General features: G+C 64.1%; 29 protein-coding genes. 10 read left to right on the plus strand and 19 right to left on the minus strand.

Annotated elements, in window-relative coordinates; translation table 11 throughout:
* The first annotated feature begins 60 nt into the window (after positions 1-60).
* Entirely contained in the window at positions 61-420 is a 360-nt protein-coding gene (locus WG901_RS20665; RefSeq protein ID WP_339589018.1) for a nuclear transport factor 2 family protein, read from the plus strand.
* On the opposite strand, the gene WG901_RS20670 is transcribed toward WG901_RS20665, so the two are convergent.
* From WG901_RS20670 to WG901_RS20690, 5 genes are all read right to left on the minus strand, one after another.
* Positions 417-1,925 (minus strand): molybdopterin-containing oxidoreductase family protein, encoded by a 1,509-nt coding sequence (locus tag WG901_RS20670; protein WP_339589125.1) that lies wholly within the window; start codon positions 1,923-1,925, stop codon positions 417-419. The genes WG901_RS20665 and WG901_RS20670 overlap by 4 nt on opposite strands.
* Positions 1,838-2,557: a molybdopterin-dependent oxidoreductase gene (locus WG901_RS20675; protein WP_339589019.1), complete on the minus strand. Its 720-nt coding sequence runs from the start codon at positions 2,555-2,557 to the stop codon at positions 1,838-1,840. The genes WG901_RS20670 and WG901_RS20675 overlap by 88 nt, the downstream gene beginning before the upstream one ends.
* Before the next feature lie 2 nt (positions 2,558-2,559).
* Positions 2,560-3,360: an enoyl-CoA hydratase-related protein gene (locus WG901_RS20680; RefSeq protein WP_339589020.1), complete on the minus strand. Its 801-nt coding sequence runs from the start codon at positions 3,358-3,360 to the stop codon at positions 2,560-2,562.
* A gap of 191 nt (positions 3,361-3,551) precedes the next feature.
* Positions 3,552-5,045, minus strand: a complete 1,494-nt coding sequence (locus WG901_RS20685) for an acetyl-CoA acetyltransferase (RefSeq protein WP_339589021.1) — start codon at positions 5,043-5,045, stop codon at positions 3,552-3,554.
* A complete protein-coding gene (locus WG901_RS20690) occupies positions 5,042-7,177 on the minus strand; it encodes an acetate--CoA ligase family protein (protein ID WP_339589022.1) in 2,136 nt (711 codons plus the stop codon). Before WG901_RS20690 ends, WG901_RS20685 begins: the two co-directional genes overlap by 4 nt.
* A gap of 139 nt (positions 7,178-7,316) precedes the next feature.
* On the opposite strand from WG901_RS20690, the gene WG901_RS20695 reads away from it, so the two are divergent.
* A complete protein-coding gene (locus tag WG901_RS20695; protein ID WP_339589023.1) occupies positions 7,317-8,351 on the plus strand; it encodes an LLM class F420-dependent oxidoreductase in 1,035 nt (344 codons plus the stop codon).
* 17 nt (positions 8,352-8,368) lie between these two features.
* On the opposite strand, the gene WG901_RS20700 is transcribed toward WG901_RS20695, so the two are convergent.
* From WG901_RS20700 to WG901_RS20720, 4 genes are all read right to left on the minus strand, one after another.
* Entirely contained in the window at positions 8,369-8,731 is a 363-nt protein-coding gene (locus WG901_RS20700; RefSeq protein ID WP_339589024.1) for a limonene-1,2-epoxide hydrolase family protein, read from the minus strand.
* Positions 8,732-8,878: 147 nt separating this feature from the next.
* Positions 8,879-9,955 (minus strand): Zn-dependent alcohol dehydrogenase, encoded by a 1,077-nt coding sequence (locus WG901_RS20705; protein ID WP_339589025.1) that lies wholly within the window; start codon positions 9,953-9,955, stop codon positions 8,879-8,881.
* Positions 9,952-10,959, minus strand: a complete 1,008-nt coding sequence (locus WG901_RS20715) for a quinone oxidoreductase family protein (RefSeq protein WP_465263054.1) — start codon at positions 10,957-10,959, stop codon at positions 9,952-9,954. Before WG901_RS20715 ends, WG901_RS20705 begins: the two co-directional genes overlap by 4 nt.
* A complete protein-coding gene (locus WG901_RS20720; RefSeq protein WP_339589026.1) occupies positions 10,956-11,165 on the minus strand; it encodes a hypothetical protein in 210 nt (69 codons plus the stop codon). Before WG901_RS20720 ends, WG901_RS20715 begins: the two co-directional genes overlap by 4 nt.
* 70 nt (positions 11,166-11,235) lie before the next feature.
* Here WG901_RS20720 and WG901_RS20725 point away from each other — a divergent pair, with 70 nt between their 5' ends.
* From WG901_RS20725 to WG901_RS20755, 7 genes are all read left to right on the plus strand, one after another.
* Positions 11,236-11,799, plus strand: coding sequence for a TetR/AcrR family transcriptional regulator (locus WG901_RS20725; protein ID WP_339589127.1), 564 nt, complete (start codon positions 11,236-11,238; stop codon positions 11,797-11,799).
* Between the two features lie 340 nt (positions 11,800-12,139).
* Positions 12,140-12,466 carry a hypothetical protein gene (locus WG901_RS20730; RefSeq protein WP_339589027.1) on the plus strand — a complete coding sequence of 109 codons (327 nt, stop codon included), beginning with the start codon at positions 12,140-12,142 and terminating at the stop codon, positions 12,464-12,466.
* 132 nt (positions 12,467-12,598) lie between these two features.
* Positions 12,599-13,642 carry a rod shape-determining protein gene (locus WG901_RS20735; RefSeq protein ID WP_339589028.1) on the plus strand — a complete coding sequence of 348 codons (1,044 nt, stop codon included), beginning with the start codon at positions 12,599-12,601 and terminating at the stop codon, positions 13,640-13,642.
* Positions 13,643-13,921: 279 nt separating this feature from the next.
* A complete protein-coding gene (locus WG901_RS20740; RefSeq protein WP_339589029.1) occupies positions 13,922-14,128 on the plus strand; it encodes a cold-shock protein in 207 nt (68 codons plus the stop codon).
* 123 nt (positions 14,129-14,251) lie between these two features.
* Positions 14,252-14,389 carry a hypothetical protein gene (locus WG901_RS20745; protein ID WP_339589030.1) on the plus strand — a complete coding sequence of 46 codons (138 nt, stop codon included), beginning with the start codon at positions 14,252-14,254 and terminating at the stop codon, positions 14,387-14,389.
* Positions 14,390-14,489: 100 nt separating this feature from the next.
* Complete coding sequence (locus WG901_RS20750) at positions 14,490-14,723, plus strand: antitoxin Xre/MbcA/ParS toxin-binding domain-containing protein (protein WP_339589031.1); 234 nt, start codon at positions 14,490-14,492, stop codon at positions 14,721-14,723.
* Positions 14,720-14,866: a hypothetical protein gene (locus WG901_RS20755; protein WP_339589032.1), complete on the plus strand. Its 147-nt coding sequence runs from the start codon at positions 14,720-14,722 to the stop codon at positions 14,864-14,866. Before WG901_RS20750 ends, WG901_RS20755 begins: the two co-directional genes overlap by 4 nt.
* A gap of 313 nt (positions 14,867-15,179) precedes the next feature.
* Here WG901_RS20755 and WG901_RS20760 read toward each other — a convergent pair whose 3' ends face one another.
* From WG901_RS20760 to WG901_RS20775, 4 genes are read right to left on the minus strand one after another with little or no spacing between them, the layout of a single operon-like run.
* A complete protein-coding gene (locus WG901_RS20760) occupies positions 15,180-15,917 on the minus strand; it encodes an SDR family NAD(P)-dependent oxidoreductase (RefSeq protein ID WP_339589033.1) in 738 nt (245 codons plus the stop codon).
* A gap of 23 nt (positions 15,918-15,940) precedes the next feature.
* The gene (locus tag WG901_RS20765; protein WP_339589034.1) at positions 15,941-17,425 is read right to left on the minus strand and encodes an acyl-CoA reductase; all 1,485 of its coding nucleotides are present in this window, start codon (positions 17,423-17,425) and stop codon (positions 15,941-15,943) included.
* Entirely contained in the window at positions 17,425-18,831 is a 1,407-nt protein-coding gene (locus tag WG901_RS20770) for a hypothetical protein (protein ID WP_339589035.1), read from the minus strand. The genes WG901_RS20765 and WG901_RS20770 overlap by 1 nt, the downstream gene beginning before the upstream one ends.
* Positions 18,832-18,857: 26 nt before the next feature.
* On the minus strand, positions 18,858-19,715 hold the full coding sequence (locus tag WG901_RS20775; RefSeq protein WP_339589036.1) for a TauD/TfdA dioxygenase family protein: 858 nt from the start codon (positions 19,713-19,715) through the stop codon (positions 18,858-18,860).
* Positions 19,716-19,857: 142 nt separating this feature from the next.
* Here WG901_RS20775 and WG901_RS20780 point away from each other — a divergent pair, with 142 nt between their 5' ends.
* Complete coding sequence (locus WG901_RS20780; RefSeq protein WP_339589037.1) at positions 19,858-20,430, plus strand: TetR/AcrR family transcriptional regulator; 573 nt, start codon at positions 19,858-19,860, stop codon at positions 20,428-20,430.
* Between the two features lie 614 nt (positions 20,431-21,044).
* Here WG901_RS20780 and WG901_RS20785 read toward each other — a convergent pair.
* From WG901_RS20785 to trbF, 6 genes are all read right to left on the minus strand, one after another.
* Positions 21,045-21,767, minus strand: a complete 723-nt coding sequence (locus WG901_RS20785; RefSeq protein ID WP_339589038.1) for a phosphoribosyltransferase — start codon at positions 21,765-21,767, stop codon at positions 21,045-21,047.
* Between the two features lie 144 nt (positions 21,768-21,911).
* Positions 21,912-22,181 (minus strand): helix-turn-helix transcriptional regulator, encoded by a 270-nt coding sequence (locus WG901_RS20790; RefSeq protein WP_339589039.1) that lies wholly within the window; start codon positions 22,179-22,181, stop codon positions 21,912-21,914.
* The gene (locus tag WG901_RS20795) at positions 22,150-22,359 is read right to left on the minus strand and encodes a DUF2274 domain-containing protein (RefSeq protein WP_339589040.1); all 210 of its coding nucleotides are present in this window, start codon (positions 22,357-22,359) and stop codon (positions 22,150-22,152) included. Before WG901_RS20795 ends, WG901_RS20790 begins: the two co-directional genes overlap by 32 nt.
* Before the next feature lie 3 nt (positions 22,360-22,362).
* A complete protein-coding gene (locus WG901_RS20800) occupies positions 22,363-23,577 on the minus strand; it encodes a TraB/TrbI/VirB10 family type IV secretion system protein (protein WP_339589041.1) in 1,215 nt (404 codons plus the stop codon).
* Positions 23,570-24,409 (minus strand): P-type conjugative transfer protein TrbG, encoded by an 840-nt coding sequence (gene trbG / locus WG901_RS20805; RefSeq protein ID WP_339589042.1) that lies wholly within the window; start codon positions 24,407-24,409, stop codon positions 23,570-23,572. The genes WG901_RS20800 and trbG overlap by 8 nt, the downstream gene beginning before the upstream one ends.
* Positions 24,406-25,224, minus strand: coding sequence for a conjugal transfer protein TrbF (gene trbF, locus WG901_RS20810; RefSeq protein ID WP_339589043.1), 819 nt, complete (start codon positions 25,222-25,224; stop codon positions 24,406-24,408). The genes trbG and trbF overlap by 4 nt, the downstream gene beginning before the upstream one ends.
* Between the last annotated feature and the right edge of the window lies 1 nt (position 25,225).

Raw genomic sequence — 25,225 nt, forward strand, 5'->3', positions numbered from 1 at the left:
TCGCAGAAAATAGCTGTCGCTAAAGCGGCTGACATCTGTCGGCGAAAAGGAGCAATTCGCATGACCCATAGCCCGAACGATCTTGCGAGGCTTTACACCGAAGAGGTCTGGAACAAGGGCAACGCGGAACTGATCCGCCAGATATGTGCCGACCCGATGATCCGACACGAAGCGGGCAAGCGGATGGAGCTGTCGCACGACCAGCAGGTTGAGCGAGTGCGCCAGACGGTCGCGACCAATGCTCCACATTTCGAGAACCAGTTCGTCGTCGCCGATGCGGATCACGTCGTCCTTGTCTGGAACATGGACACGAGCTCGGAGAAGGTCCCCAAGATGGCCGGGATCGAGGTTTTCCGCGTGCGCGATGGGCGGCTGGCCGAATGCTGGAACCATCCGCACGCCATCGGGCACTGGGGCTAGGCGGGCTCCAGACGCACGGGAATTCCGTCCAGCAGGCACATGCCCGAAACCTGCTCCCAATCGGCAGGATCGTCCGACGCCAGGAGGTTGATGTTGGCGCCGCCGATGGCGTTGGCTCGTTGCCAGCCGCCGCCGCGATGGCCCCAGCCGTGCGGATAGCAGACAGATCCCGGCATCACCTCGTCGGTGACCTCGGCGACGACCACCAATGCATTGCTCGCGCTCGTCACTTTCACGGACTGGCCGTCGGCAACGCCGAAGCGCTGCGCGTCGTGGGGATGCACCTGCAGGCTGAACAGGTCTCCGCGCGTCAGGCGCTCGCTGTTGTGCATCCAGCTGTTGAGCGACTGCAGCCGACGCCGGCCGAACAGGCGCAACTCGCCACGAGGCTCGCGCGCTGCGACCAGACGAGCGAATTCGGCCTCGTGAACCTCACCCCACAGCCGCGCCTTATGGTCTTCGTAGTGGATCAGATCGATCGTCGCCTCGGCATCGACGCGGTCCATGTAGCGCAGGCCATGCCGATGCTCGTCCGCGAGCTTCGCCACGCTGAGCCCACCTTCGCCGCCCCAGGGACCGTTACGCAACAGTGCGTCGGCGGCTTCGATCGGCCCCGGATCGGGGTTCGCCGCGCTGCCCAGCATTGCCAGCGGCCCCGGCAGCCCCATGCGCCGTAGGATCGCCGCATAGATCTCGTACTCGCCGCGCGCCTCACCCTGCGGCTCGATCACCGGCGGCGAATACTGCACCCAGGGCCGCGGGGCATTTGCGCCCCACAATTCGTTGAGATCGGAGCGCTCGAAGAAGGTCGTCGATGGCAGGACGTAGTGCGACCAGCGCGTCGTCTCGGTCACGTAGAGATCGAACGAAACCATGAGGTCGAGCTGGTCCAGCGCTGCCTCCAGCCGATCGCCGCGTGGATAGGACAGCACGGGATTACCCGAATCGCAGAACAGCGCGCGCAGTTGGCCCCGGCCGGGCGTCGTGATCTCGTCGGCCAGCGATCCGCCCGGCGTGATACCCAGTACCAGCGGTAGGTCGCCGATGCGCGAGCGGCGCGTGCCGTAGGGACTCGCATTGACCTTGAACAGCTCGATAGGCCCCTGCCCTATCACCCAGCCGCCCTGCTGCCCCAACCGCCCGGTGACGATATTAAGGCTTTCGATCATCAGGTTGGTCAGCGTCGAGAACGAGCCGCGCCCCGTCCCCAGCCTGGTGTAGCAGGCCGCTGTCCGCGCCCCGGCGAAACGGCGGGCGAGATCGCGCGCAGCCTCCTCGGAAACGCCGCAGCGCTCGGCCGCCAACGCGAAGGGTACCGCCGCTACGGCATCGCGCAGTTCGCGCCAGCCGTGCGCCCGCGCATCGAGTGCGTCGGCATCGAACAGCGTTTCCTCGAACACCGTGCGCAGCAGCATGGTCAGCAACCAGACGTCGCTGTCCGGTCGCACGGCCAGGTGCCCGTAACGCCGCGCGGTCTCGGTCCGCCGCGGATCGACAACGACGATGCCCCACGCGCTGCGATGGCATCGAGCTTCTGCAAGGCCCGCGGTTCGGAGATCAGCGACATGTGCGAAACCGCGGGATTGCCGCCGATCACGATCAGGAAGTCGCAGTCCTCCAGATCCGGGAAGGTGTAGCGATAGGGGTTGCCGTAAGTCAGCTCCAGCACGAGGTTCTTTGCCCCCGTGTCGGTATGCATCGAATTGAACTTCTTGTCCGCGCCCAACGCCTTGAGGAAGCCGTTCATATAGGCCGGGTGCATCGTCGCGAAGGACGCGGGATTACCGAGATAGGCGGTCACCGCCTCGCCGCCGTGCTCGGCGACGATCGCCGAAAGGCGTGCGGCGATGTCGTCGAGCGCCTCGTCCCAGGACACGCGCTCGAACTCGCCCGGCCCGCCCGTGCGACGCAGCGGATGGAGCAAGCGGTCGGGATCGTGGACCACGTCGATCATGCGCGCGCCCTTGACGCACATGTGGCCCTCGGAGACCGGATGCTCGCGGTCGGGCCCAATCTTCGCGATGCGCCCGTCCTTCACCTCGACGCTGAGCCCGCAGAGCGCCTCGCACAGCCGACAGAAGCTGATGTGCGTGCCGTCCTCGCCCGGCTGCGGAACCCCGATGTTCGGCAGTGCCACGCTCAGCGCCCCGTCCAGATCGGATCGCGCTTCTCGACGAAAGCGCGCGGTCCTTCGCGGAAATCCTCGGTCTTGCGCAGCATGGCCATGCGCTCGGCCGCGAGCACACGCGCGGCACCATCGGGCAGGGCTGTCCCGACGCGGGCCACGGCCAACGAATGCTGCACCGCCAGTGGGGCATTGGGCGTGATGCGCCCGGCCAGTTCGCGCGCCGCGGCCAGCGCCTCACCCGGTTCGACCAAGCGGTTGAGCAGCCCGGTGGCATAGGCCCGCTCGGCGTCGATAGGCTCACCTGTGGCGATCAGTTCGTACGCGATCGAAGCAGGAATGCGGACCGGCAGGCGATGCACGCCGCCTGCGCCGGCCATCAACCCGCGCTTCACCTCAGGCAGACCGAAGCGCGCGTTGCGCGAGGCGACGATCATGTCGCAAGCCAGGCAGATTTCGAAGCCGCCGGCCACGGCCACGCCTTCCACGGCGGCGATCCAGGGCTTGGTACGCGCCGCGAAGACGAAGCCGGCAAAGCCGCCGTGCGCGGTCTCCATGTTCAACCCCGTGCCGCTGGCGACGGCTGCGAGATCCGCCCCGGCGCAGAACACTTTGTCCTGCGACGAGGTGAGGATCACCGCGCGCACCTGCGGATCGTCCTCGGTCCGCTTGACGACCGCTTCGAGCGCAGCCGCCATCTCGCCATTGACGGCATTGCGCTTCTCGGGCCGGTTCAAGGTGACGAGCGCGAGATGCGGCTCGATCATCTCGAAAAGGACGACGGGCACGATCTCGCCCCTGCTTTCGGTGGTCATCGCCTAGCTCCCTCGGCGGATCGCCAAACGGCGGCGCCCGCGCGCTTCTCGCAATATTCCTTCGCGCGCGGCCCGACGCAAACTCAGGCCGCCGACATCGTGCTGACGGTTTGTCGGGCTTCGGGCGCTCGCTGGGCGTTTATCCCAAGGAACCGGAGGACGCCTGAGCGGCACACCTCCCATATTGTGCCTTACGACCGCGACGGGACAGCACGCAGATGCAGCACGTCTCCGATCTTTTCGGTTCGCGCCGCTCTCCCTACCGGTTCTGTCCTGCCATCCGTGAGGAAGGCAATCCCAGCGGTATCTTCGGCATCAACTCGCGCGACGACACGCGTGCCGACGGGCGAAAGCGCAAGCACCACGCCATGGGTGGGGGCGCCGCCACGATCATAGAAAACGGTATAAGTCTCGATCGTCACCGGTCCCTCGTAATCGTCGCCGAGCGAAGGAATCGGCCCACGGTACGCATCGGCTTCTGCCTGAAAACGGTAGTCCTGCGGAAAGACCAGGTCTTCGGGCTGCCGACGCGACAGGACGATCGCATGGTTGTGCGAGCAGTGCCCACCATTGCCGTAGAGCAACCCATGCTCGCCGCCGCGGCGAAGTTCGCGCACCATCGCCGCGGCAGCATGCATCATGTAGTTGCCGATCGGCCCGCCACCGAAGGTCAGGCCGCCGTGCACCGTGAGCGGCCGACTTGCGCCAAACCCGAGACGCCGCCGCGCCATCTTCGGTACGCAGGGGAAGCACGAGTAGAGCTCGACATGGTCGAGATCGTCTGCCGCCAATCCGTTCAAAGCCAAGACCTTGTCGAGCACGAGATCCATCGATGGCGTGCCCGTCCATTCGGCGCGAGCCAGGGGCTCGTCGCTCTCGTGTGCCGAGGCCCCCGCACCCACGAAGACCAGGCGATCCTCGGCAAAGCCCGCCGCCCATGCCTTGGCAAGACTGGTGACGATCAGCGCGGCGGCTTGATTGACCGAGGAATTGGCGACGGTGAGCTTCGAATAGGGAAAGGCGATGGGGCGGTTCTCGGCGCTCCATTCGGTGATCTCGGCCGCGCTGCGCGGCTGCTTGAGCCAGGCGCCTTCGGCATCGGCTGCGATCTTGGACATCAGCGACCATATCTCGCCGCTCTCGGCCTGCCCCTCGGCCAGCGACTGCCCCCAGGCGGCACGGCAGGCGTTTTCGTAGAACGGATAGATCTCGCTCGGCGTGATGAGGCCGTAGCGGCGACGCAGTTCGGATGCCGCGTTGAGCGAGCCCTGGAACAGGTTGCCGCCGCCGCCGGCCGCTGCCGCCCGCCGCGCAGCGGTACGCACCGCCTCGCCGCCCAGCAGCAGGCAGATTTCCGCCTCGCCCGATCCGATCGCATTGGCCGCATCGTTGAGATGGCGGACCGGTGAATCGCCGTCGGCCGAAGGCGCCTCGAACATGGTCTTGGGCGCAATGCCGAGCGCACCTCGCAGCAAGGAGGGCACATCGAGCTGGCGGAACGATATCTGAGGCGTGATCGCCACCCAGTCGCAGCGGCCAAGCCAGTCGCCACCCGCGTCGGCATCGGCCGCGCGTGCCGCCGCAGCCATCAGTTCCGCCGAATCGAGACCCTCGGCCTCCAACGCCGGCCGGTCGTTGATCTCGCCGATCCCGACGATCACGGGAATGCGGGTCGGATCGGTCATGGCGTGTTTCCGTCGAACACCGCCAGAGCGTCGAGCGCCTCGACGTGACTGCCGGCGACGAACAAGGGGTTGACCTCCAGCGCGGCCAGATCGTCGCCGAGCGCCAGGGCCGCATCCCCAATGCGCACGACAGCATCGGCAACCGCCTCGAGATCGGCCTCCGGCAGTCCACGATAGCCATCGAGCATTTTGAAACCGCGCAGGGATCGCAAGGCCGTCACGATGTCCTCTCGCGTCGCAGGCAATAGCATGAGCGCGGTATCGGCCAGCGCTTCCACCCAGAAGCCACCGAGGCCGACCGCCGCGACGAGCCCCCATTGCGGATCCCGCGCGATGCCCACGAGAAGTTCGATGCCGTTCGCCCGCATCGGCGATACCAGCACGCCCTCGATGACGGCGCCGGGCGCGCGCTCGGCCACCGCGACCATCATTGCCCTATAGGCCGAAGCCACGGCCTGGTCGCCGAGCAGGTTCAGCGCCACGCCGCCGACCTCGCTCTTGTGGGCGATCTGGCCCGACAGGAGCTTGAGAGCAACCGGCCCGCCGATCTCGCGCGCAGCTGCGATGGCCTCGTCCGCGTTTCGAGCGACACGCGTGGGGACAACCGGCACCCCGTAATCCGACAGATGCGACAGCGTCTCGCGTTCGTTGGCCGGTCTTGCCTTGATATCGCTCGGCACGGATACCGCGAAAGCCGGTCGGTCCAGTCGGGACGACCACCACCACAGCCCGCGAACCGCATCGAGCGCATGCGCGAGCCCCGGGGGCGAGAACAACTGGCCGTGCGATGCGAGATAGGCGCGGCCATACTCGTTCACCGGCTGCTCCACGTTGTTTACGATCAGTGCGGGCGTCGCGAGGTTCTGCACGGTCTTGCCGATCAGATCGAGCGTGTTGGGCATGCTCGGCTCGGCTACCTGCGGAACGTTCCAGGCAATGAGCGTGAGCCCGATCGCCGGATCCCGCGCGATGATTTCGGGCACCGTGGCCCACAGGTGCTCATCGCGTACGGCCGCGCCGGTGAGGTCGAGCGGGTTGTGCATCTGCCCGAGCACCGAGATCTGGCCTGCAAGCTCGGCCCGCGTGTCCTCGGCGAACTGCGGGAAAGCGACGCCCCTGGCCGCACCGTAATCTGAAGCGATTTCGCAGACGCCTCCGGACATGGACACCAGCGTCACACCGGGTCGCGCGATCGGCCCCGTCGCCGCAATCGTCGCGGCCGTATTGACCAGTCCCTCGATCGTGTCGACGCGCACTATACCGAGACGGTCGCAGACGGCATCGAACACGCAATCATCCCCCACCATCGCGCCGGTATGCGCCGCCGCCACGGCCGCTGTGGCTGCGGCCGAGCCGACCTTCAGCGCGACGATCGGCTTGTGCATGGCGCGCGCCTTCTCGGCCGCGGCAATGAAGCGCTCCGGATCCTTCACGCCTTCGATGAAGACCGCGATTGCAAGCACCTCGTCAATTTCCGTGAGGTAATCGATGAGGTCTGCGATCGTCACGTCCATCTCGTTGCCGGTCGCGATGACGTGGGTGAAGCCGATACCCTGCTGTATCCCGTAGTTGATCACCGAAGACGCGACCGACCCGCTGGCGGCAACCAAGGCGATCGTCGGTCGGGGCGTCTGCTCGATGAAAGGAATGGAGCCGAGTGCGACGCTGGCCAGGTTGTTTCGGAAGCCCAGGCAATTGGGGCCCAGCATACGGACTCCGCGGTCACGGCTCAGGGCCGCCAGCTGCGCTTCCAGGGCGACGCCCTCGCCGCCGACCTCGGCAAACCCTCCCGAGACCACAATGAGATTGCGGATGCCCGCATCGATCGCATCATGCGCCGCATCATGCGCCGCATCATGCGCCGCATCGAGCACTGCTCCCTGCGGAACGCAGAGATATGCCGCCTCGACTTCTGCGTCGATGTCCGAGCACCGCGCGACCGCGCCCAGCCCGAAAGCTGCGGCGGCCTTGGGGTTTACGAGATGCAGGGGACCGGCATAGCCGACACCCCGCAAGGCGCGCATGGCAAGTCCGGCAAAGTGATTGCGCTCCGAAGCACCGACAAGCGCCACCGAGCGCGGGGCGATCAGCGGATCGAGGCGGTGCCTCGCGGTTTCAAGGTCGTGTGCCATCGATCTCCCGGTGCGCATTTCTGACCGAGCCCCTGCGCGATGCCAAGCACGAGCGGCCGATACTCTCCCCACGATATCGCGACCGAAGTCTTGCCGTGGATGAGACATCGACGAAGAAGAAACGTGGAAGGGGAACACCATGAAACTGGGACTGGACATCGGCTACAGCGGCGCGCGGCTCGACCTTCCGATGGAGGCGATCCTGCGCGCCGAGGCGCTGGGCTTCGATTCTATCTGGACCGCGGAATCCTATGGCTCAGACGTGTTCAGCCCGCTCGCCTTCATCGCGGCGCGGACAAGCCGCATTCGCTTGTGCAGCGGCATCGCCCAGCTTGCCGCCCGCACCCCTGCGAACTGCGCAATGGTCGCCCAGACGATCGATGCCTTGGCCGGCCAAGGACGCGTTGCGGTGGGGCTCGGCGTCTCGGGCCCTCAGATCGTCGAGGGCTGGTACGGTCAGCCTTGGGGCAAACCTTCGGCCCGGCTGCGCGACTATGTCGAGATCATGCGGCGCATCTGGCGGCGCGAAGGGCCGGTCTCCTATGCCGGCAGCGAAATCAGCCTGCCCTACACCGGGCCGGGCGCGGCGGGGCTCGGCAAGCCGCTCAAATCGATCCTGCACGGCAACCCCGACATCCCGATCTATCTCGGCACTTCGACGCCCGGAAATATACGCCTGACTGGCGAGATCGCCGACGGCTGGCTATCGATGCACCTGACGCCGGACAGCCTCGGCGCCAAGCTGAAGCTGCTGGAGGAAGGCCTGGCCCGTCGCGGCGACGGGCGGACCATCGAGGCGATGGAGATCGCCGGAAACGTTCGGGTCATCGTCACCGAAGACGTGCGCGCCGCGCTCGATTCCGCCAAGGCGACGATTGCGCTCTACGTCGGCGGCATGGGAGCGCAGCAGAAGAACTTCCACAAGGACGCGATGGTCGAACGCGGCTATGGCGAGGCGGCGGAGCGCATCCAGGAGCTTTTCCTCGCTGGCCGCAAGGAAGAGGCACTGACCGCGGTGCCCGACGAGTATGTCGACGAGGGCGCGCTGATCGGCAAGGAGCCAAGAATCGCCGAACGCTTCAAGACATGGCGCGATGCCGGTTTCACCGTGCTGCGCATCGGCAATCCCGACGCTGCCTCCATGGAGGCCATCGCGCGGATCGCGAACGGCTGACGCCGCCTCGCCTCGGGTCAGCCAGCCTTGAAGATGCTCGCGTCGAAATAATCGCGCCAACCGCTTATGAGCCCGTTCGAAACGTCAAACGCCCCCATTACGGGAAACGAAATCGCACCATTCGGATGATGAAGCGTGTCGGTGCGCTCGGTCATCACGATACCGTCCGTATTTTCCGCCACGGCATGGATCACCGAGGTCATCGGCGTCGTGCCGTCAATGAGTCTCGCCAGGGTCTTGCGGACCGCCTCATGACCGACCGCATCGGGGTAGCCGGTATTCTTGTAGACGATGTCGGTCGACATCAAGGCAAAGGCGCCAGCGATATCGCTGTGATCCCAACGCTCCAGAAAAGTGCGCACCAGCTCGGCATTCGACATCAGCAGCCCCTTTCGCGTTCCGTCTTTTCCATTTTTACCTATCTCCCGGCTAAATGCCCGATGCTCTCCGGCACTTCATGAATAGCTGCGATCGCAGAGGAAAGTCGCCACATCCTTCGAGCGCCGTTCCCGAGGCCGGTGCCTTCGTCAGAACGTGATGACGCTGCGCGTCACCTCGCCTTGCGCCATCCTGGCATAGCCTTCGTTGATCTGCTCCAGCGGTATCGTCGCCGAAACGAGCTCATCGAGCATCAGTCGGCCGTGCCGATAGTGCTCGACGAGCTGAGGCAGCAAAATCTGAAACGGCGAACTGCCCATCATGGAACCGATCACGCGCTTCTCGGCCATCATGAACGCGGTTATCGGAAGCGACAGTTTGCCGTCGAGCCGCGCCATGCCCACGAGCACGACCGTGCCGCCACGGCGGATCGCGTCGAGCGCCAACTGGGCCGTCGGCTCCGAACCGACGACCTCGAAGGCATAGTCGGCGCCGCCCCCGGTCAGTTCGACGATCTGCGCAGCGGCATCATCGCCGCCGATCACCGTATCGGTCGCGCCGAACGAGCGTGCCGTGGCCAGCTTCGCTGCGCTGAGGTCCACCGCGATGATGCGTGCGGCGCCAGCAATGCGAGCGCCCTGCACGACATTCAGCCCGACCCCGCCGCAGCCTATCACCACGACTGTCGAACCAGGCGCGACACGCGCCCCGTTCACGACAGAACCTACACCCGTCAGCACCGCGCAGCCCAGCAGCGCGGCGGCGGCCGCCGGCATGTCGGGCGCGATCTTCACCACCGCCCGATGATGGACGACCATCTCCTCGGCGAAGCCGCCCAGATTGCCGAGCTGGTAGATTGCCTCGTCACCCTTGGTGATCCGCGATCCTGCCGGCCTGTCGTGCTTGCCGGGTTTATCCTCGCAACGCTGCGTGTGGCCGGTCTGACATTCATGGCAATAGCCGCAGAATGCAGAGACACAGCTCACGACCAAGTCGCCGCGCGCGAGCCCTGGCACATCGGCACCGATAGCCTCGATCACGCCCGCGGCCTCGTGGCCCAGCACCGCGGGCAACCTAGCAGGAAAGTCTCCCTGGATGATGTGATAGTCGCTGTGGCAGAGCCCGCTCGCCAGGACCCTGATCCGCACCTCGCCCGCGCGCGGACCATCGAGGTCCAGGTTTTCGATGTCGAGCCGGCCAATCTGCCGAAGTACCGCTGCCTTCATGATCGTGTCTTCCCTCCCAAATCTACCGTGCGTGAATGACCGTCACGGGTGCAGCAACACGCGGCCGAAAGGATGCCCTCGCTCGACGTGAGCATGGGCTTCGGCAGCTTGTGACAGCGGGAATACCCTATCGATCGGCATGACCAGCTGGCCGGCGGCGATCCCGGAATAGTAGGCTGCGATCGCATCTCGGATGCGCGACGTCCTATCTCCAGCGCCAAGTAGACGCCGATCACGGTCAGGTTTTTCGCCAGTAGATCGCGGAACGTAAAAACGGGGAATTCGCCGCTCGACCCGCCGATCGCCGCAAACCGTCCCCGATAGGCCAGCGCGGCGAGCAATTGCGCAAGTCCCTTTCCGCCCGCCATGTCGACAACGAGATCAGCGCCGCGTCCGCCGGTCAGCTCTTTCGTGCGCGCGCCGATATCCTCGCGCGCATAGTCGATACCGTGGTCGAGCCCCAGTCCGCGCAAGCGCTCGAGCCGATCGGCGCCGTGGGCGGTACCGATCACCGTAGCACCCGCACGCTTGGCAAGTTGCACACAGGCGATGCCCACACCCCCCGCAGCGCCCTGGATCAGCACGGTCTCGCCCGCCGCCAGCTTCCCGAACTCGAACAAGGCGTCGTGCGCGGTGCCGAAAGTAACCGGCACCGTCGCCGCGACATCCATGGGAACGCCGTCGGGGACTGCGAAGCATTGCGCTTCGGGCGCGGCGAAAAGCTCCGCATGGCTGCCGAAGGCGGCATGGGCCACGACGCGCTGGCCGGGACTGAATCGCGTCACTGCGGCGCCGACCGCCGCCACGACGCCACCCGCCTGGTAACCTACGACGTGACGTTCGCTGGCTGGCTGCCCGATACGTCGGCTGATGACGTCGCCGCCCTCGATGCTGACGGCTTCCACTCTCACGAGGACGTCGCCGTCTCCGATCACGGGATCGGCCACGTTGCCATAAGTCAGGACTTCCGGACCGCCCGCCTGCGAGCAATAGGCAGCTTTCATTTCGCGCTCCGATCCTGCTGGCCTGGGCTAGCGTTCCTCCGGGCCGCCTCGAAAATCCCCGTCTCGGCTTCGAGATGGGGTTGCAGGCCTTCGCCCCCGTCGTCCCCGCCCAGCCCTGATTGCTTGAGGCCGCCAAAGGCGAACGAGAAATTGAACAGACGTTCCGAGTGACGAATGCGCTGCCTGCTTGGTGCTAGCGTCGCCATGAGATTTCTCCTGGGGAAAGCGGCCGATATTGTAGCTCGCGAGAAATCGCACGGCCGCGTGCCATCCGCAATGCACTCATATTATTGCATTGGAATATCGGAGGGACGGAATAAAGCCCTGGCTGATCGAGGCTACGCGGGCATGACCTTGCAGGACGTCGCCAACGAAATCGGGATCTACGCCGCCAGTATCTACTACTACTTCCCGTCGCGCGAAGATCTGGTCCGCGAAGTGGCTTTCACCGCGCTTGAAAGGCTGCAGAGTGCGATTACCGACGCGCTCGCGACCATGTCGCGCGAAGCGACGCCGCTTGATCGTGTCAAGGAGGCGATCCGATCGATGGTGCTTCTATACACCGCGCGCGATCCGTACTTCGTCGCCTACGAGCGTATCGTCGGCCAGGTTCCGCCATCACTCGCCGCCGAACTCCGCGAACGCCGCCTTGCCATTCGCAGACTGTGGATCGACCTGCTCGAACGCGCGCAGACCGTAGGCCAGCTGTCTGCCACGATCGACGTCAAACTGCTGCGTTTCATCATCCTGGGAGCAACCCACTGGGTCACTCAATGGTACGATCCCAAAGGCGCACGCAGCCCGCAGAGATCGCTGACACATATGTCGAAGTCATCTTGAACGGAGCGGTGCAGCGCGACTAGCGGTTCCGGCAGCAGCGCGCCGCGGATGTCAGTCTAAGCGAGCCAGCGAGGCAGAGCCCCCTCCGTGCGCCGCCTTAGTTCGACTGCCACTCGGCCAGAGCCGGACGAGCGGCGTTCCCTGTAGGTCTGTCGATCTACGAGAAGGCACTCCTGGCTGAAGTGGCTGATTGCGCTGCCGTGGACCAAGGCGAACCTCTGAAAGGGTCTTCACCGAGCATCGCCCGCTCCCGCGAGCCTGCGTTTCTTGCGCTGCATCGCTTGAACTGGCGCCATACGAATTCATGGAAGCCTGTCAGGAATAGCTGCTATCGAGGCCAATGTCCGTTTGGAAAACTGGCCTGGCGATAGCCGGCCTCGCGTTCACGCCCTTGGTGGTGATGGGCTTTACGTATGGCAGCAGCGCCGTGCTGGGTAAGCCCGAACAGGGCGCTGCGCACGGAACGGAAGGTTCGCGGCGAGACGTCATTCTTGCGGGCCTGACCGAAGTCTACGTTTCGCGCGGGCATCCCGCGACATCCGCCATGCAGCAGGGCAAGGCTCTCGCACCAATCGACTACCTCAATCTCAAATTGAAGAGCATGGGACTGCCTTGGCGCGTGACGCGTACCGACGGCTCGACAGCGAAGACCTACGCGGTCTCGTAAGCGGGACGCCGATCATCCTGCCCGGCTCCACGAGACGATCGGCAGGATGGGAAACCGTACATTTTCGCCCGCCCGGGCCTTCAAAGCCGATCGTCGCTGGCGATCACCGAATTCGAAAGTCGTCCGAACCGCATGTCGCTACTCGACCATCTCGCGCTCCACTCGTCCGATCTGGCGATCGATCTGGGGACTGCCAACACCGTCGTCTACGTGAAGGATCAAGGCGTCGTCCTGGCCGAACCGTCGGTCGTCGCGATCGAGACGATCAACGGCGCTATGCGCGTTCTGGCGGTCGGCGAAGATGCCAAGTTGATGATGGGCAAGACGCCCGATCACATCAAGACGGTACGCCCGCTCCGCAACGGCGTGATCTCGGACATCGATGTCGCGGAACAGATGATCAAGCACTTCATCAAGAAAGCGCAAGGGCGACGCGGCAAGCCCTTGTTCGGACCCGAAATCGTAATCTGCGTTCCGTCCGGATCCACTCGCGTCGAACGCCGCGCGATCCGCGACGCGGCCTCCAATGCGGGGGCACGCAAGGTCTGGCTGATCGACGAATCGATGGCAGCGGCGATCGGGGCCAATCTTCCCGTTACCGATCCCTTGGGATCGATGGTCGTCGATATCGGCGGGGGCACGACCGAAGTCGGGGTCATCTCCCTGGGTGGGATGAACATGAGCATGTCCGCCCGCGTCGGCGGCGACAACATGGACGAGGCGATTGCGCTACATGTCCGCCGACACCACAATCTTCTGATCGGTGAAACCACAGCAGAGCGTGTCAAGAAGACCCTCGGCCGTGCAGGCCCCATGGACAAGGGCCAACCCGTGCAAGCCCTGATCAAAGGACGCGACACCACGCGCGGCGTCCCGCGCGAGATATCGATACTGCAATCGGAAATTGCCGACGCCTTGGCCGAGAGCGTCGGACAAATACTAGAACTGGTGCGCAGCGCGCTCGAAAAGATCGCCCCGGAAATCGCCGCCGATATCATCGAAAGCGGCATCTGCCTGACTGGTGGCGGCGCATTGCTCGCCGGGATCGACGTCGCCTTGGCAGAAGAGACCGGCTTGCCCGTCCGTGTCGCGGACAATCCGCTGAGCTGCGTGGCGATCGGCGCCGGGCGCACGCTTGAGGATCGTTCCTATCAAGGCGTCCTTCAGCCTATCTAACCGTCAGCATTGACCAAAATTGGTGATGTAATTACTACTGCCTACAATTATCGAATGTCTCTTTTTTATCTTATTAATACTTAGAATCCCCGAAGATAAATTAGCACATCACCCTTTTTCGCATTGCAATTTCACAAGCCGAGCCCATATCGGATCAGCTTACGTCGCGTGCGACGGATATCGGGCCGCTTGGCGCCCCCTTTGTCCCTCTAGCCTCACAAAGCCGGGATGTGCCCGCAAAGGCCCATGCCCGTCACTCCTGGGATAAAGGATATCCATATGATCACCGGAACCGTAAAATTCTTCAGCGCCGACAAGGGCTATGGCTTCATCGCGCCCGAGGGTGGCGGCACGGACGCCTTCGTTCACATATCGGCCGTGGAACGTGCAGGCCTGCAAACGCTCGATAAGGATCAGCGCATTTCCTACGATCTGGAGCAGGATCAGCGCGGAAAGACGTCGGCCGTAAACCTTCAGGTCGCATGAGCCATACGGGGGCGCGGGATCAAGTATCCCCACCCCCGTATTTCCGCCAGCCGGTCGCGTTTTGCCTGGAGCGCCCCGGCGTTCCTGCGATCGCTAGCGCGCCTTTCGACAGGAGTTTTACGAATGGCCAAATCGCAGAAGCGCAGCAATCGCGAAGTCCGCAAACCCAAGGCGGAAAAGACCAAGCCTTTGCCGGGCTTGGCAAACACCTCTGCGTCACCGGTCCACAACTTGATGCAGAAACCCAAAGACAAGCGCTGACTTCTCCCGTGCCGGTGCCTTCGCCGTCGCGTGCTCGATACGATAGGAACAGGTTCACATGAGCAATTCGCCGATCGATGCGCCGCGGCCTCCAAGAACCATGCGCTTTCGTCGCAGCGGCGATAAGCTTCCAGCGGACGCCGCGCGGCGGCAAGGCGAAGTGACCCATCTGGCGTTCCTGGCGCTAGGTGGGCGAGATGCCGCCGTGGAGTTCCTCAATTTGCCCGATGCCGATCTCGGCGGACGCCCGCTCGACGTCGCGCTTGCCAGCGCCGAAGGCGCCGCGCGCGTGACGCAGGCGATCAAACGCCTTGCCGGTGCTCGTACCCAATGATCGCCTGGGCCAAGCCTTATTGGACAGCGCTGATCGGCTTCGCCGGCTTGGCGATCATGGCCGCGGCATGGCACGCAGGCGTCTCCCGGCCCGAGACGGTATTGCAAGAGATATCCTCCCACGCCAGCATTGGTGCCGAGTAGGGAGCCCAGGACTTCGGCTGCCGCAGGCTATGCGGCTACGCGTTGGTCACGTAGATCAATCGCCTTTCCGCGGACGCAGCGATAGCGGGTATTACGGATTGGGCCTGCCCCCAGGGAGCCCTTGACGATAGGCGGTCGAAAATGGCCGCCTATCGCGCACGATCAATCGGCGAAACGCGCCACATGGCGAAGTCCATATTTCCCGACCAGTGCGCCGGCCCCAAAAGCTCAAATTCAGGCCCACCTGAATGAACGGCCACTTTCAAGGAGCCCATTGGGGCTTTTGAAGGACGGCTATCTCGGCGCTTCCCGTTCAGGTGTTGGCGGCGCCGTTCGCCAGGATCGTGCCCGCCGTCACCCAGGCGCCCTCTTCCGAGGCCAGGAAAGAGACGATCGAGGCGATTTCGCTGGCCTTGCCGATGCGCTTGAACGGCGAGGCCGCCTCCATCATCGGGCGGTATTGCGGCGAAGCGTCCATCATGCCGGGGCTGACCGCGCCGGGGACGATCGCATTGACCGTGATGTTGCGCGGCGCCAGTTCGCGCGCCCAGCTTTCGGTGAAGCTCTCGATCGCCTTCTTCGCCGCCGAATAGAGCCCGGCGCCGGCGAGCGGATATTTCGCGACGCTCGAACTGAAGTTGATGATGCGACCGCCGTCGCGGATGCGCTTGATCGCCTCGTCGACGATGTAGAGGGGGCCAAACACGTTGACCCCGAAGATGAACTGGACAGTCTCCTCGGTCAGATTGCCGAAACCTTCGGTGGTCATGACGCCGCTGTTGTTGACGACGATGTCGAGCACGCCGGGATTGGCATCGATCTGCTCGAACAGGCGGACGATCTCGTCGCGCTTGGCGATATCGGCCTTGTAGGCGACGGCCGTACCGCCGTTTGCGGTGATCTGCGCGACCACCTCTTCGGCGCCGTCCTTGCTGCCCGAATAGTGCGCGATGATCGAAGCGCCGTCCTGCGCCAGCCGCAACGCGATCTCGCGGCCGATGCCGCGCCCCGCGCCCGTGACGAGCGCGATCTTGCCTTCCAGATTTGCCATGATGTTCCTGCTTTTCCTTGAGTTTATTCTGCGGCGATGCCGAGCGCCGACGCCTCGTGGCTGGCAGGACGGTGGTCGATCACCCAGCGCACGTTCCGGCGCAGTGGCTCGATGCCGTCGTGCGGCATGCCCGGCGGCAAGGTGTGCATGTCGTGGAATATCTGCATCGAATCGCCGCCCGACAGCGAAACCATCCGCTGCACGCCGACGAGCGAGAAAGTGTCGAGCAGGCGATCCCGGATCGTCTCGGGATAGATGCCCACGGTCTGGGTGGTGTCGTCGCACCATTTCGCCACGTCGAGCAGATCGGGCACCGGCACGATGTTGACCACGCGATTGTTGAGCTGGTCGTAGAAATCGACGCGGTCGGGGAACTTGGAGATCACCACGCCGCCGGTCAGGGTATCGCCCTCGACGTGATAGAAATCGTCCTCGAGCGACACCGCCTCGAGCTCGGCTTCGAGATCGCGGTTGCGCGTTTCGGCCGGGGTGGAGATCACCGGCGGCAACGCCGCGAAGGCCGCGACGATCCGGCGCCCGAACTGCACCAAGCGTTCGATATCCGCTTCGTCAGTGCCCGATTCGACATAGACCACGCGCGTGTTGGCACAGGCGGTCTGGTTGTAGAAGCCAGAGATCACCGCGACGCCCAGCGCCGCCTCGTCCATCGCCGCCTCGCTTGCCAGCGCGTCGGCGCCGATCATCGACATCGAGTATTTGGGATTGAGCGCGGTCAGATCGATGCCCGGCGAGAGGAACTTCTGGATGTGCTTGACCGAGCTCATCCCGCCCCAGGCGGTGATCTTGTCGATGCGGCTGGTGCGCACGATCTGCGATTCCATCGCCTCGTCGCCGCCCTTCCAATAGGCCACGGCGATGTGCTTCACCACGGGATGCGCGGGATCGAGATCGATCAACGTTCGCGCGATGGCATTGGCGGTCAGCGGGTCGTTCGACGGCGACTTGATGAGGATGTCGGACTTTGTCAGAGCCCCGCGGATCACGGTCAGCGCGGCTACCACGGGCACGTTGCCCGCGGTGATGTGGAGCTGGCGCGTGCCCACCGCACGCACGCGAACGTTGTCGTACGGCGCACCGCCCGAAACCCACCCGTCGAGGTAGGCAATGCCGATCGTCTGGTCAGCCAAGGCCGTCAACGCACAACCGTCGAACATATAGGGTAGTTGGTCGTAGACCCCGCGCAGGATCGGCTCGGCCAGGCCGCCCGCCTGGAGGGCGAGCGCGAAGCTTTCCTGCAGCCAGGCGTTGTCTTCCAACCGCAGCCGCTTGCCCGCCTCGGCGAGGAAATCGACGATGTCGGCGACCTTCGCCGCGTTGAGATCGGCGAGCAGCGCGGCATTGCCGAGCACGAGGTCCTGGATATGACGGTGCGGGTCGGGCGAGCGGAAGGCAGCGCCGCCACGGCCCTTGAACTCCACCGCGTCGCCATCAGTCGGCAGGATGATCCGACCGCGAGCGATGATCGGAATGTCGACCGAGCTGGGCATCATTCGCCTCCCGACACGAAGTCGAGGAACTCGTTGTAAGCCTGCTGGGTACCGGCGCAGCTGATCTTGTCATCGCCGCCTTCCATCTCGGCGAAGCGCGTGATCTCGGGCAGGACCCGCGGGCCCTTCCAGCCGCAGGCGCAGTCTTCGTCCCAGTTGATCGTCAGCTGGTCGCCCGAGATGAAGCCGCCCCAATAGGTCTGCGGCAGCAGGTCGTAGAAGGCATAGCGGCCAGTCTGCGTGCCTTCGCGCGGCAGCAGGTTCATCTCGCGATCGAACAGCAGCGGGATCGTGTGCGGCATGATGTGATAGTTGCCGCAGGAGCAGCGCGGCGACATGCTCATCACTTCGGACATGCCATAGAACATGCCAATCGTATCGATTCCGAAATAGTCGCGAACATAGCCTTCCCAGTCGTCGGGCACGTCCTTGAGGCCCTTCATCCCGCCGCCGGTCATAATGAACGATCCCGCTGCGAAATCGGGCTTGAGGCCCTTGGCGATGCCGCTGCGGGCGGTCTTGATCAGGTCGCCGAAGCTGCCGCCCAGCTTGACGCGCTTGCCGCGGTTGCGCTCGAACAGCTCGAAGAACCAGGTCTCGATGTCCTGCTCGCGGCGCTTGCCTTGGGCGATCAGCGCCTGCCGCGCTTCGAGCAGCGCGGGGTCGAGCCCGAGCTGGTCGAGCTCGCCGCGATCCTCGGCCACCTGCATTCGCGCCGCCAACGAAAGCAGGTCGGACGAGATGTGGTGCGGATAGAGCGTGTGGTAATGCTCGGGGCCACCCGCAGCCGGAACGTTAAACAGCTCGAGCATCTTCATCATCATCTGATGCCCGCCGCGATAGCCGGGGAAGAAGGTCTCGACCTTGTCGGTATAGGCGTCGACCCCGGTGGTCGCACGCTGCGCCTCGTAATAGGTCTTCTGCCACGAGGGGAACTCGACCTGCGAGCGCGGCACGAAGCTAAGCTTGCCCGTCGTGCCCGACGAGTGGCCGATCAGCATGCCGAATGCGTCGAGCCGATCGAGCCAGCCGTCGACCGTGTTCACGCCGGTGAGATCGACCTTCGAGAGATCGTGCGTGGTCAGGCGATCAAGCCAGGCGTTGAGCCGGCCGACGTCCCGCTTCTCGATCAGCGACAGCGGATAGTTCTTGAGCACGCGGTGGTCGAACAGCAGCGGCAGGCCTTCCTCGATGCTGTCGATGCTCGTGATGCCCTCGCGCTCGGCCAGCTTGTCGAGCGCGGCGACACGGCCGCTGACCTTGGCGAAGTGGAGCTTGAGCGCCTGGAGCTGCAAGTCCTGATAGCCGCGCCAGCTCATCGCATAGAGCGGCTCGTAGCCGTTATCGAGCCAGGTGTCGGGCGCTTCGGGGGACAGGTTCGGCTTGTCGAGAACGGCCTCGGTCATGATCAGGCTCCTTCCGGGAATGGGGTTCAGCTGTCGGCGCCGACGAGCAGGGTTGTGTTGAGCAGGTCTTCGCCGACGCTGTCGGCCGGATACTGCTCGGTGTAGGTGTGCCGCGTGCAGGTCACGCGCTGCAGCGTGCGCGCGCCGCTGCCGACCTGGCCGCGGGCGTGCTGGACCACGAGATTGTCCCAGATCACCATGTCGCCCGGCTGCCAGGCGTGATCGTAGACCCCGCTTTCGGCATAGAGCCCAGCGTAGATCTCTCCCAGCAGGGCATCGCTCTCGTCGCGCGAGAGGCCGATGATCTCTGCGGTCATGTTCTCGTTGACGAACAGGTAGGGCTGGCCGGTTTCGGGCTGTGTCCGCACGACGGGATGGACCGTGCAGAGATCGCCCGCCTCGAGATCTTCGAGCCGGTTCGCGCGATCGTGGAGGCGCTGCCGCACCTGCAAGGCCTTCAGCCCCTGGACGCGTGCCTTGAGCGCGGCCGGAAGCCGCGCATAGGCCGCCGCCGCATCCACGAACTTGGTCGAGGTTGTGTCAGGATCGACCTCGACCGCGTGGAGCGCGGCGACGAGGTAGGGCGATGGCAGATAGGGAACGTCGTTGTGCCACTGCAGCTCGCGGGTGCCGAGGAAGCCGTCCTCGCGCGTGTTGGAGACATAGAAGTTCTCGTAGGCGCTCGCCGGCACCGGGCCGAAGCTGCGGCAGAGATCGATTTGCTCGTCCATCGTCAGGTGCAACCCGCGAAAGACCAGCAAATGATGCTGCAGAAACAACGCCTGCAATTCGCCCCGCACCGCTTCGCCAAGGCTTTTCCCCGCTGCAAGGTCGAGCATCACTTCCACGCCAAACGGCGCGATTGCGCAAGTCTTGAGCGTCATGTCGGCACTCCTCGTTCCCGTTTCCGCGTCGCTCCGAAAAGGACTCGCGAATTATGTTCCTCACCCTGATAGCAAATCGACATCTTGTCAAACGACGATGAAATCCCGAGGGCTTGAAGCCCACCGGGCAAGGAGTGATACGATGGCGGGCAGAAGAATGGGTCCGCCAGATGCCACGGTGCGTTTCGAGCTGCTCGACGCGACCGAGCGGGTCCTGGCACGCGACGGATACCCCGCGGTCACCTCGCGCAATGTCGGCAAGGAGGCCGGCGTCGACCAGAAGCTGGTGTTCTACTATTTCCGCACGATGGAGGATCTGGTCGTCGCGACGTTCCACCGACGCAGCGAGGATTTTCTCGGCCGCCTGCGCGCAGCCGCCGCCTCGGCCGCGCCGCTGCGCGAGATCTGGTCGCTGATCAGCGACCGCAGCGGTCGCCTGACCATCGAGTTCATGGCCATGGCCACGCGCAATGCCGCACTCAAGAACGAAGTTCGCGAATACAACCGCGCCGCCAACGCCATCATCGAAGAGGGGCTGGCTCGGCGGCCGCTTCCCACGGGCGCCGATCCGGCGCTCGCCCCGCCGGCCTTCGTGAACTTCGTGATCGCCTCGGTGGCGCGCAACCTGCTCGTCGAGGAAGAGATGGGCCTGACCCCGCCGCCGGACGAGATGCGCATTTTGATCGAGGCCTGGATCGACCGCCTGGCACCATAATCAGGCCCTGAATGATGTCTGCAACCCAGCGATCGCTATGCCGATCTCTCGGTACGGCTGGAGCCCTGGAACCGCGCAGAACCCCGGAGGTTTGCGCGGAAGAGAAACCGAATTTGGGAAGAGGCGAGACCACTTGGCGGAGAGGGTGGGATTCGAATTAATTGCCCAACGATTTGAATTCGTTAGAAAAAAATTTTAACCAAATCTCTCTGCACCATGCCACGTACCATAAGATTTTTTATGCTGAAAAATCAAACATTTAACCAATCGGGTCAAACGGCTCGGTATTACTACTCATTTCGCCGGACATCCTCAAGCGAAAGGGCGCGCCAAGCCCCTCTCTGAGGGATCGCCTCCCTGTGAGACAAAGAAAAAGGGAGGCACAAAGGCCTCCCCATGGAAAATTAGGACCATCCGCTTCATGGTCTTCCCGAAATTCCCCCCTTATGGGTGTGACCTCGGGAAAGGTGCTCGCGCGGACCTGCAAGGTTTTTGACGCCCTGCCTCATATTTTACGACCCTGAGGTTGATACAGGGTCGCGGATCGCTCCGATTGAATGCCTTAGCTAGTCAAAAATCCCTCTAAAGTCAAGATAGAGGGAATTGCGCTCGCATCATGTGCCGCTGAGGAAGCACAATCCACAGACCTCCGCTCCCATTTGCCCGCCCAGAATCTCCCTCACCGACAAGAGCGACGAACCGGTCGCAAACAGGTCATCGACCACCAAGACCCGCTTGCCCTGCACGTCAGGGATATCACCATCCATAGCGAAACCGCTGAATAGCGGTCGAAGAGATAGATCGACTTCCTTTGCCTGATACTGAGATTCGGGGCTCATTTTCTCCCATGCATGGACCTGCGAGGCCAAGGAGGAGGTTTTCCCAGGCCTCACTTTCGGCGGATGGGCCTTCACCTCGGCGAGGACCTCACCGACCGTACGCTTCCTCAAAAAGTCCGATGCCAGAAGCGGAGCACCTGCGACCTGCGAGACCATTTCGGCAAATTGAGCGCAGAAGGGCGATGAGGATGGCATTGGCATGACGAAGTCGAAACCTTCGAGCTCTGCTTTGGATTTCTCGAGAATCGCTTTGGCCCGGCTCATGATCAGATTCCTCCAAAACGGCAGGATCGAAAAACCCCGTCGGTCCTTCAGCGCGTGGATCAGAGGATTGCCGTCATCGCGCCGGGCACCTCGCTGATTCCGCTTAAATACGTGAAATAGAGGAATGCCTTTGAATCGGCTCTTATTTGGATTTCCAGCAACGGATGTATCGACACCCTTTTCGTGCTGATCGTTGATAGTGACGACATTATCCGCCGACACCTCAATCCCCATACCAACCTCCAGCCCATGGCAAAAATTCCACCGGCTTTCATATAGAGGCGGCCACAGGAATATCCGATTTGCGCACTTGTGATCTTTTGATGGCAATTTCAAGCCGGACTACGAGCTCAAAGAGGTTGACCAGCGACTTGCAGTTCAGAACTTGCGTCGTTTTCCTTCGAAACCATCCTTGACCTCATCGATCCAGGCGACGACTTCCTGTTCGCTCCAGCGCGCCGCACTTGGCGAGATCAGGTAAGGCTTCGGGAAACGCTTCTCTCCGATCATCTCGTAGATCATCGACTTGCCGAGGCCGACCCGGTGGCAGACCTCCTTCAGACGCAGGAAGCGTTCGGGCTTTTGCGGAAACGGGGCAGCGATTGGCCCCGCGGCGCTATCGCCTGCGCCCTGAGAAGCCACGGTCACTATCGAGGAATGTGGCCAGCATTGCCGGCACGAGTTCGGTCACGGGCTCTTTCATCCCATAGGTCTCGGAATATACCGCAGCATAGTCCTCCAGCCGTTTCGACAATTCCGGGGTGACCCAGACCGTCAGTTTGACCGGGGAGCGTTCCGGCAGTTTGGCGAGCCTGATGTTCGACATGGTTCACGCTCCTCCCTGGCGCCAAGGCCGCAGCACGATGTCCCGGTGGACGAGCACCCGGAGTGGCCAGCCCGGCCGGATCTTGAGCGTTGGCTGGAAATCCAGGCTACGCCCGACGATTTGATCCCCTGCCCTTGCCCCGTTCTGCTGCGCGGACTGGCGCAGCGCTCGGACGAGGTCGCTGCGCTCGTCGCCAAAGCTGATTTCCGTACCCACGCCGAGCAGCGTCGACAGAACCACGCCCTTGAGCAATTGCCAGGTGTGGCGATCGATGCTGTCGGACAGACCGGCGTAACCGCTGGTATCCGTCGCGGGCATGTTGTCGATGCGGATCGACGAACCATCTGGCAGCACGATGCGGTTCCAGGTGACCAGAGCCCGGCTCTGCCCGAAGGCCACGACGCTGTCGTATCGACCGATCAGGCGCGAACCTTGGGGGAGCAGCAAGATCTGGCCCGTGGCGCTGTCGTAGGCATTCTCGCTGATCTGTGCCGTGACCAGCCCCGGCAGGTCGGAGTTGAGACCGGTGATCAGGCTCGCCGCGATGATGCTGCCCGCGCTCAATGTATAGGGCGATGGCGCCTCAACGAGGCGACCAGAATTCACGTCGGATGCCGCATCACCCTGCCGCAAGAAACTCGCCTTCCGGCGCTGCCCATTCGGATCAGCGATCCGATCGAGGTCCAGGCTGCGATCCTCGGCGGCAGTGTCGCCATTGGGCGCCATCGCGCCCAGTCCTGCGGTGCTCCCAGCCTGCCTTGCGCCACTCGCAATCTGTATCATGACACCGGACTCGCGTGCAGCCTTGCGATCGGCTTCCAGCCGTTGGCGCTCAGCCTCGGCATCTCGGGCCGACGGATCGACAGCAGGCTCGGTCGCCATGACTGCGCGCTGATGCGCGAGGATCGGCCGCCCGAGATCGCCCGGCAGTGGCAAACCGAGCTTCGGGACGTCGCCGTAAGACTTGGGCGCGTTGGCCAATTGTTCGGGAGGCGCCGCTGCTTCGATCTTGTCGTTCGCTTCTGCCACCATGCGGAAGGACGTAGGCCTCAGGCCAAGCCAGGCAACGCCAACCACCGCGACCGAACCCAGCGCAGCAGCAGCAATTACCGCGCTGCGCCGGAACCGGACCGCTTTTCTCGGCGTCCCACGCGTGACCAAAGTCTCTGGATCGGCCTTCGGACGAGACGGAAGTCTTGGCTTGGTTGGATCAGTCATGAGCCGTCTCCCGACGGCGGGATGCCTGCGACGTGATGCGCACCACGCTCTGGCGCTTACCGCCGAGCCGCAGCTCTGCCGCACCGAACAGCCGGTCGACCACATAGTAGCGACCGGCCATCCTGTAATTGACGAGCTCGGCCTCGCCGTTCTGGCTTAGCACGAAAAGCGGTGGCGCTTCGCCGACGGCGATCCCGGCGGGGAACTCGATGAAGGTCTGCCGTCCATCATCGAATGCCCGCGCCGGGCGCCAGGCGGGCTTGTCGCCCGAGATCCGGTAGTCGAAACGCAGGCGATCGACGGCCAGGCCGCGGGCGATTGGTGCCGCGGCCGCATCGGCCTCCCGCTGGCGCTGGAGCGCCAGCATCTCGTCCTGCGGGTAGGTCCACGAGAGCGCCGCCATCGCCGTGCGCCCCGTGCTTTCGAGCTGGAGTCGGTAGACGCGCCTGTCGGTGGCGATGACCAAGTTCGTGGTCAGCCCGGCCGAATATGGTTTCACCAGGATATGCACGCGCTTTCCCGAGCCTGCGCCGCTGGTCGTATCGCCCACAGTCCAGCGCGCGGTATCGCCCGCAGCCACCGATGTGATCGCTTCGCCCGGCTGCAGCGCGATGTCGGTGACGCGCTCGGGCGCCGCGAACAGCCTGTAGAGCGCTCCGTCCGAATAGGGATAGACCTGGACGGCCTGGACGAAGCCGGCGCGTGCCGGTTCGCGCAATGCGGCGCGGTTGGCGTTCGCGACCCGACTGGCCGCGCCCGCTCCGCGGGCATCTGCGGTCCCCGACAGCGCGAGCGTAACGAGGTTGGCGACGACGATAGTCTGCCTGATCATGGGTTCGTCCCTTCGGTGAGAGTGATGGCGGCCGGCTGGGCGAGGCCCGGATCAAGCGGAGATCCCAGCGGCAGGTTGGTCGGTGCCGGCGCGCGCTGTATCGGTCGCGGCGGCTGGGCGGCTTCGCCCGCACCGTCGAGCTCGCGGCTCCAGTCGACCGCCTCGACGTAGAGCCCGAGTGGGTTCTTCCGCAAGATTTCGGCAGAGCGCGGCGTCCGCACGGCGATCGTCAGGATCGCGGTCCAGCGCGACGTGCCAGCCAGGCTGCCGCGCTCGAAAGCGCTTTCGCGCCACTGGACCTGAAACGACTTGTCCGAAGCACGCACGACGCTTGTCACCTGGACCGAGACGGTCATTTCGCCGACGTTGGCGAAAGGATCGTTCGACCGGGCGTACTCGCTTAGAAAGACTCCGCCCTTGTGACTGACAAAGTCGTAGGCCTGGAGCCAGTTCGCGCGCATCAGGACCGGATCGAGCGAGCGGGACCGGATGTTGGTCACGAACCGCGACAGGAACCAGGCGATCTGTGCGTCGCTCGGCTCATAGGCAGCGGTGGCGGGGGCGACCGCCCTCGCCTCGCCGAGCTTGTCGACCTCGACGACATAGGGCGTGACCCGGCTCTGCAACGACTGCCAGACCAAGGCCGCCGAAAGACCGGCCGAGACCGCGAGACCACCCAGCGCCATCAGCCGCCAGTTGCTCGCCTGGGCTCTCGCCGAGCCGATCCGCTCGTCCCAGACCTGCCCGGCGCGCTGGTATGGCGTCTCGGGTTCGGGTGTGCGCCCATAGCGCTGCACGGCACGTCGAAATGGCATG

Source organism: Novosphingobium anseongense, assembly GCF_037482895.1.
GTDB lineage: Bacteria > Pseudomonadota > Alphaproteobacteria > Sphingomonadales > Sphingomonadaceae > Novosphingobium > Novosphingobium anseongense.

What these genes read in the sequence shown, in the direction of transcription:
- WG901_RS20665 (WP_339589018.1), top strand. Translation starts at nt 61, where the DNA reads ATGACCCATAGCCCGAACGATCTTGCGAGGCTTTACACCGAAGAGGTC.
- WG901_RS20680 (WP_339589020.1), bottom strand. Translation starts at nt 3,360, where the DNA reads ATGACCACCGAAAGCAGGGGCGAGATCGTGCCCGTCGTCCTTTTCGAG.
- WG901_RS20685 (WP_339589021.1), bottom strand. Translation starts at nt 5,045, where the DNA reads ATGACCGATCCGACCCGCATTCCCGTGATCGTCGGGATCGGCGAGATC.
- WG901_RS20690 (WP_339589022.1), bottom strand. Translation starts at nt 7,177, where the DNA reads ATGGCACACGACCTTGAAACCGCGAGGCACCGCCTCGATCCGCTGATC.
- WG901_RS20695 (WP_339589023.1), top strand. Translation starts at nt 7,317, where the DNA reads ATGAAACTGGGACTGGACATCGGCTACAGCGGCGCGCGGCTCGACCTT.
- WG901_RS20700 (WP_339589024.1), bottom strand. Translation starts at nt 8,731, where the DNA reads ATGTCGAATGCCGAGCTGGTGCGCACTTTTCTGGAGCGTTGGGATCAC.
- WG901_RS20705 (WP_339589025.1), bottom strand. Translation starts at nt 9,955, where the DNA reads ATGAAGGCAGCGGTACTTCGGCAGATTGGCCGGCTCGACATCGAAAAC.
- WG901_RS20715 (WP_465263054.1), bottom strand. Translation starts at nt 10,959, where the DNA reads ATGAAAGCTGCCTATTGCTCGCAGGCGGGCGGTCCGGAAGTCCTGACT.
- WG901_RS20720 (WP_339589026.1), bottom strand. Translation starts at nt 11,165, where the DNA reads ATGGCGACGCTAGCACCAAGCAGGCAGCGCATTCGTCACTCGGAACGT.
- WG901_RS20725 (WP_339589127.1), top strand. Translation starts at nt 11,236, where the DNA reads ATGCACTCATATTATTGCATTGGAATATCGGAGGGACGGAATAAAGCC.
- WG901_RS20730 (WP_339589027.1), top strand. Translation starts at nt 12,140, where the DNA reads ATGTCCGTTTGGAAAACTGGCCTGGCGATAGCCGGCCTCGCGTTCACG.
- WG901_RS20735 (WP_339589028.1), top strand. Translation starts at nt 12,599, where the DNA reads ATGTCGCTACTCGACCATCTCGCGCTCCACTCGTCCGATCTGGCGATC.
- WG901_RS20740 (WP_339589029.1), top strand. Translation starts at nt 13,922, where the DNA reads ATGATCACCGGAACCGTAAAATTCTTCAGCGCCGACAAGGGCTATGGC.
- WG901_RS20745 (WP_339589030.1), top strand. Translation starts at nt 14,252, where the DNA reads ATGGCCAAATCGCAGAAGCGCAGCAATCGCGAAGTCCGCAAACCCAAG.
- WG901_RS20750 (WP_339589031.1), top strand. Translation starts at nt 14,490, where the DNA reads ATGCGCTTTCGTCGCAGCGGCGATAAGCTTCCAGCGGACGCCGCGCGG.
- WG901_RS20755 (WP_339589032.1), top strand. Translation starts at nt 14,720, where the DNA reads ATGATCGCCTGGGCCAAGCCTTATTGGACAGCGCTGATCGGCTTCGCC.
- WG901_RS20760 (WP_339589033.1), bottom strand. Translation starts at nt 15,917, where the DNA reads ATGGCAAATCTGGAAGGCAAGATCGCGCTCGTCACGGGCGCGGGGCGC.
- WG901_RS20765 (WP_339589034.1), bottom strand. Translation starts at nt 17,425, where the DNA reads ATGCCCAGCTCGGTCGACATTCCGATCATCGCTCGCGGTCGGATCATC.
- WG901_RS20770 (WP_339589035.1), bottom strand. Translation starts at nt 18,831, where the DNA reads ATGACCGAGGCCGTTCTCGACAAGCCGAACCTGTCCCCCGAAGCGCCC.
- WG901_RS20775 (WP_339589036.1), bottom strand. Translation starts at nt 19,715, where the DNA reads ATGACGCTCAAGACTTGCGCAATCGCGCCGTTTGGCGTGGAAGTGATG.
- WG901_RS20780 (WP_339589037.1), top strand. Translation starts at nt 19,858, where the DNA reads ATGGCGGGCAGAAGAATGGGTCCGCCAGATGCCACGGTGCGTTTCGAG.
- WG901_RS20785 (WP_339589038.1), bottom strand. Translation starts at nt 21,767, where the DNA reads ATGGGGATTGAGGTGTCGGCGGATAATGTCGTCACTATCAACGATCAG.
- WG901_RS20795 (WP_339589040.1), bottom strand. Translation starts at nt 22,359, where the DNA reads ATGTCGAACATCAGGCTCGCCAAACTGCCGGAACGCTCCCCGGTCAAA.
- WG901_RS20800 (WP_339589041.1), bottom strand. Translation starts at nt 23,577, where the DNA reads ATGACTGATCCAACCAAGCCAAGACTTCCGTCTCGTCCGAAGGCCGAT.
- trbG (WP_339589042.1), bottom strand. Translation starts at nt 24,409, where the DNA reads ATGATCAGGCAGACTATCGTCGTCGCCAACCTCGTTACGCTCGCGCTG.
- trbF (WP_339589043.1), bottom strand. Translation starts at nt 25,224, where the DNA reads ATGCCATTTCGACGTGCCGTGCAGCGCTATGGGCGCACACCCGAACCC.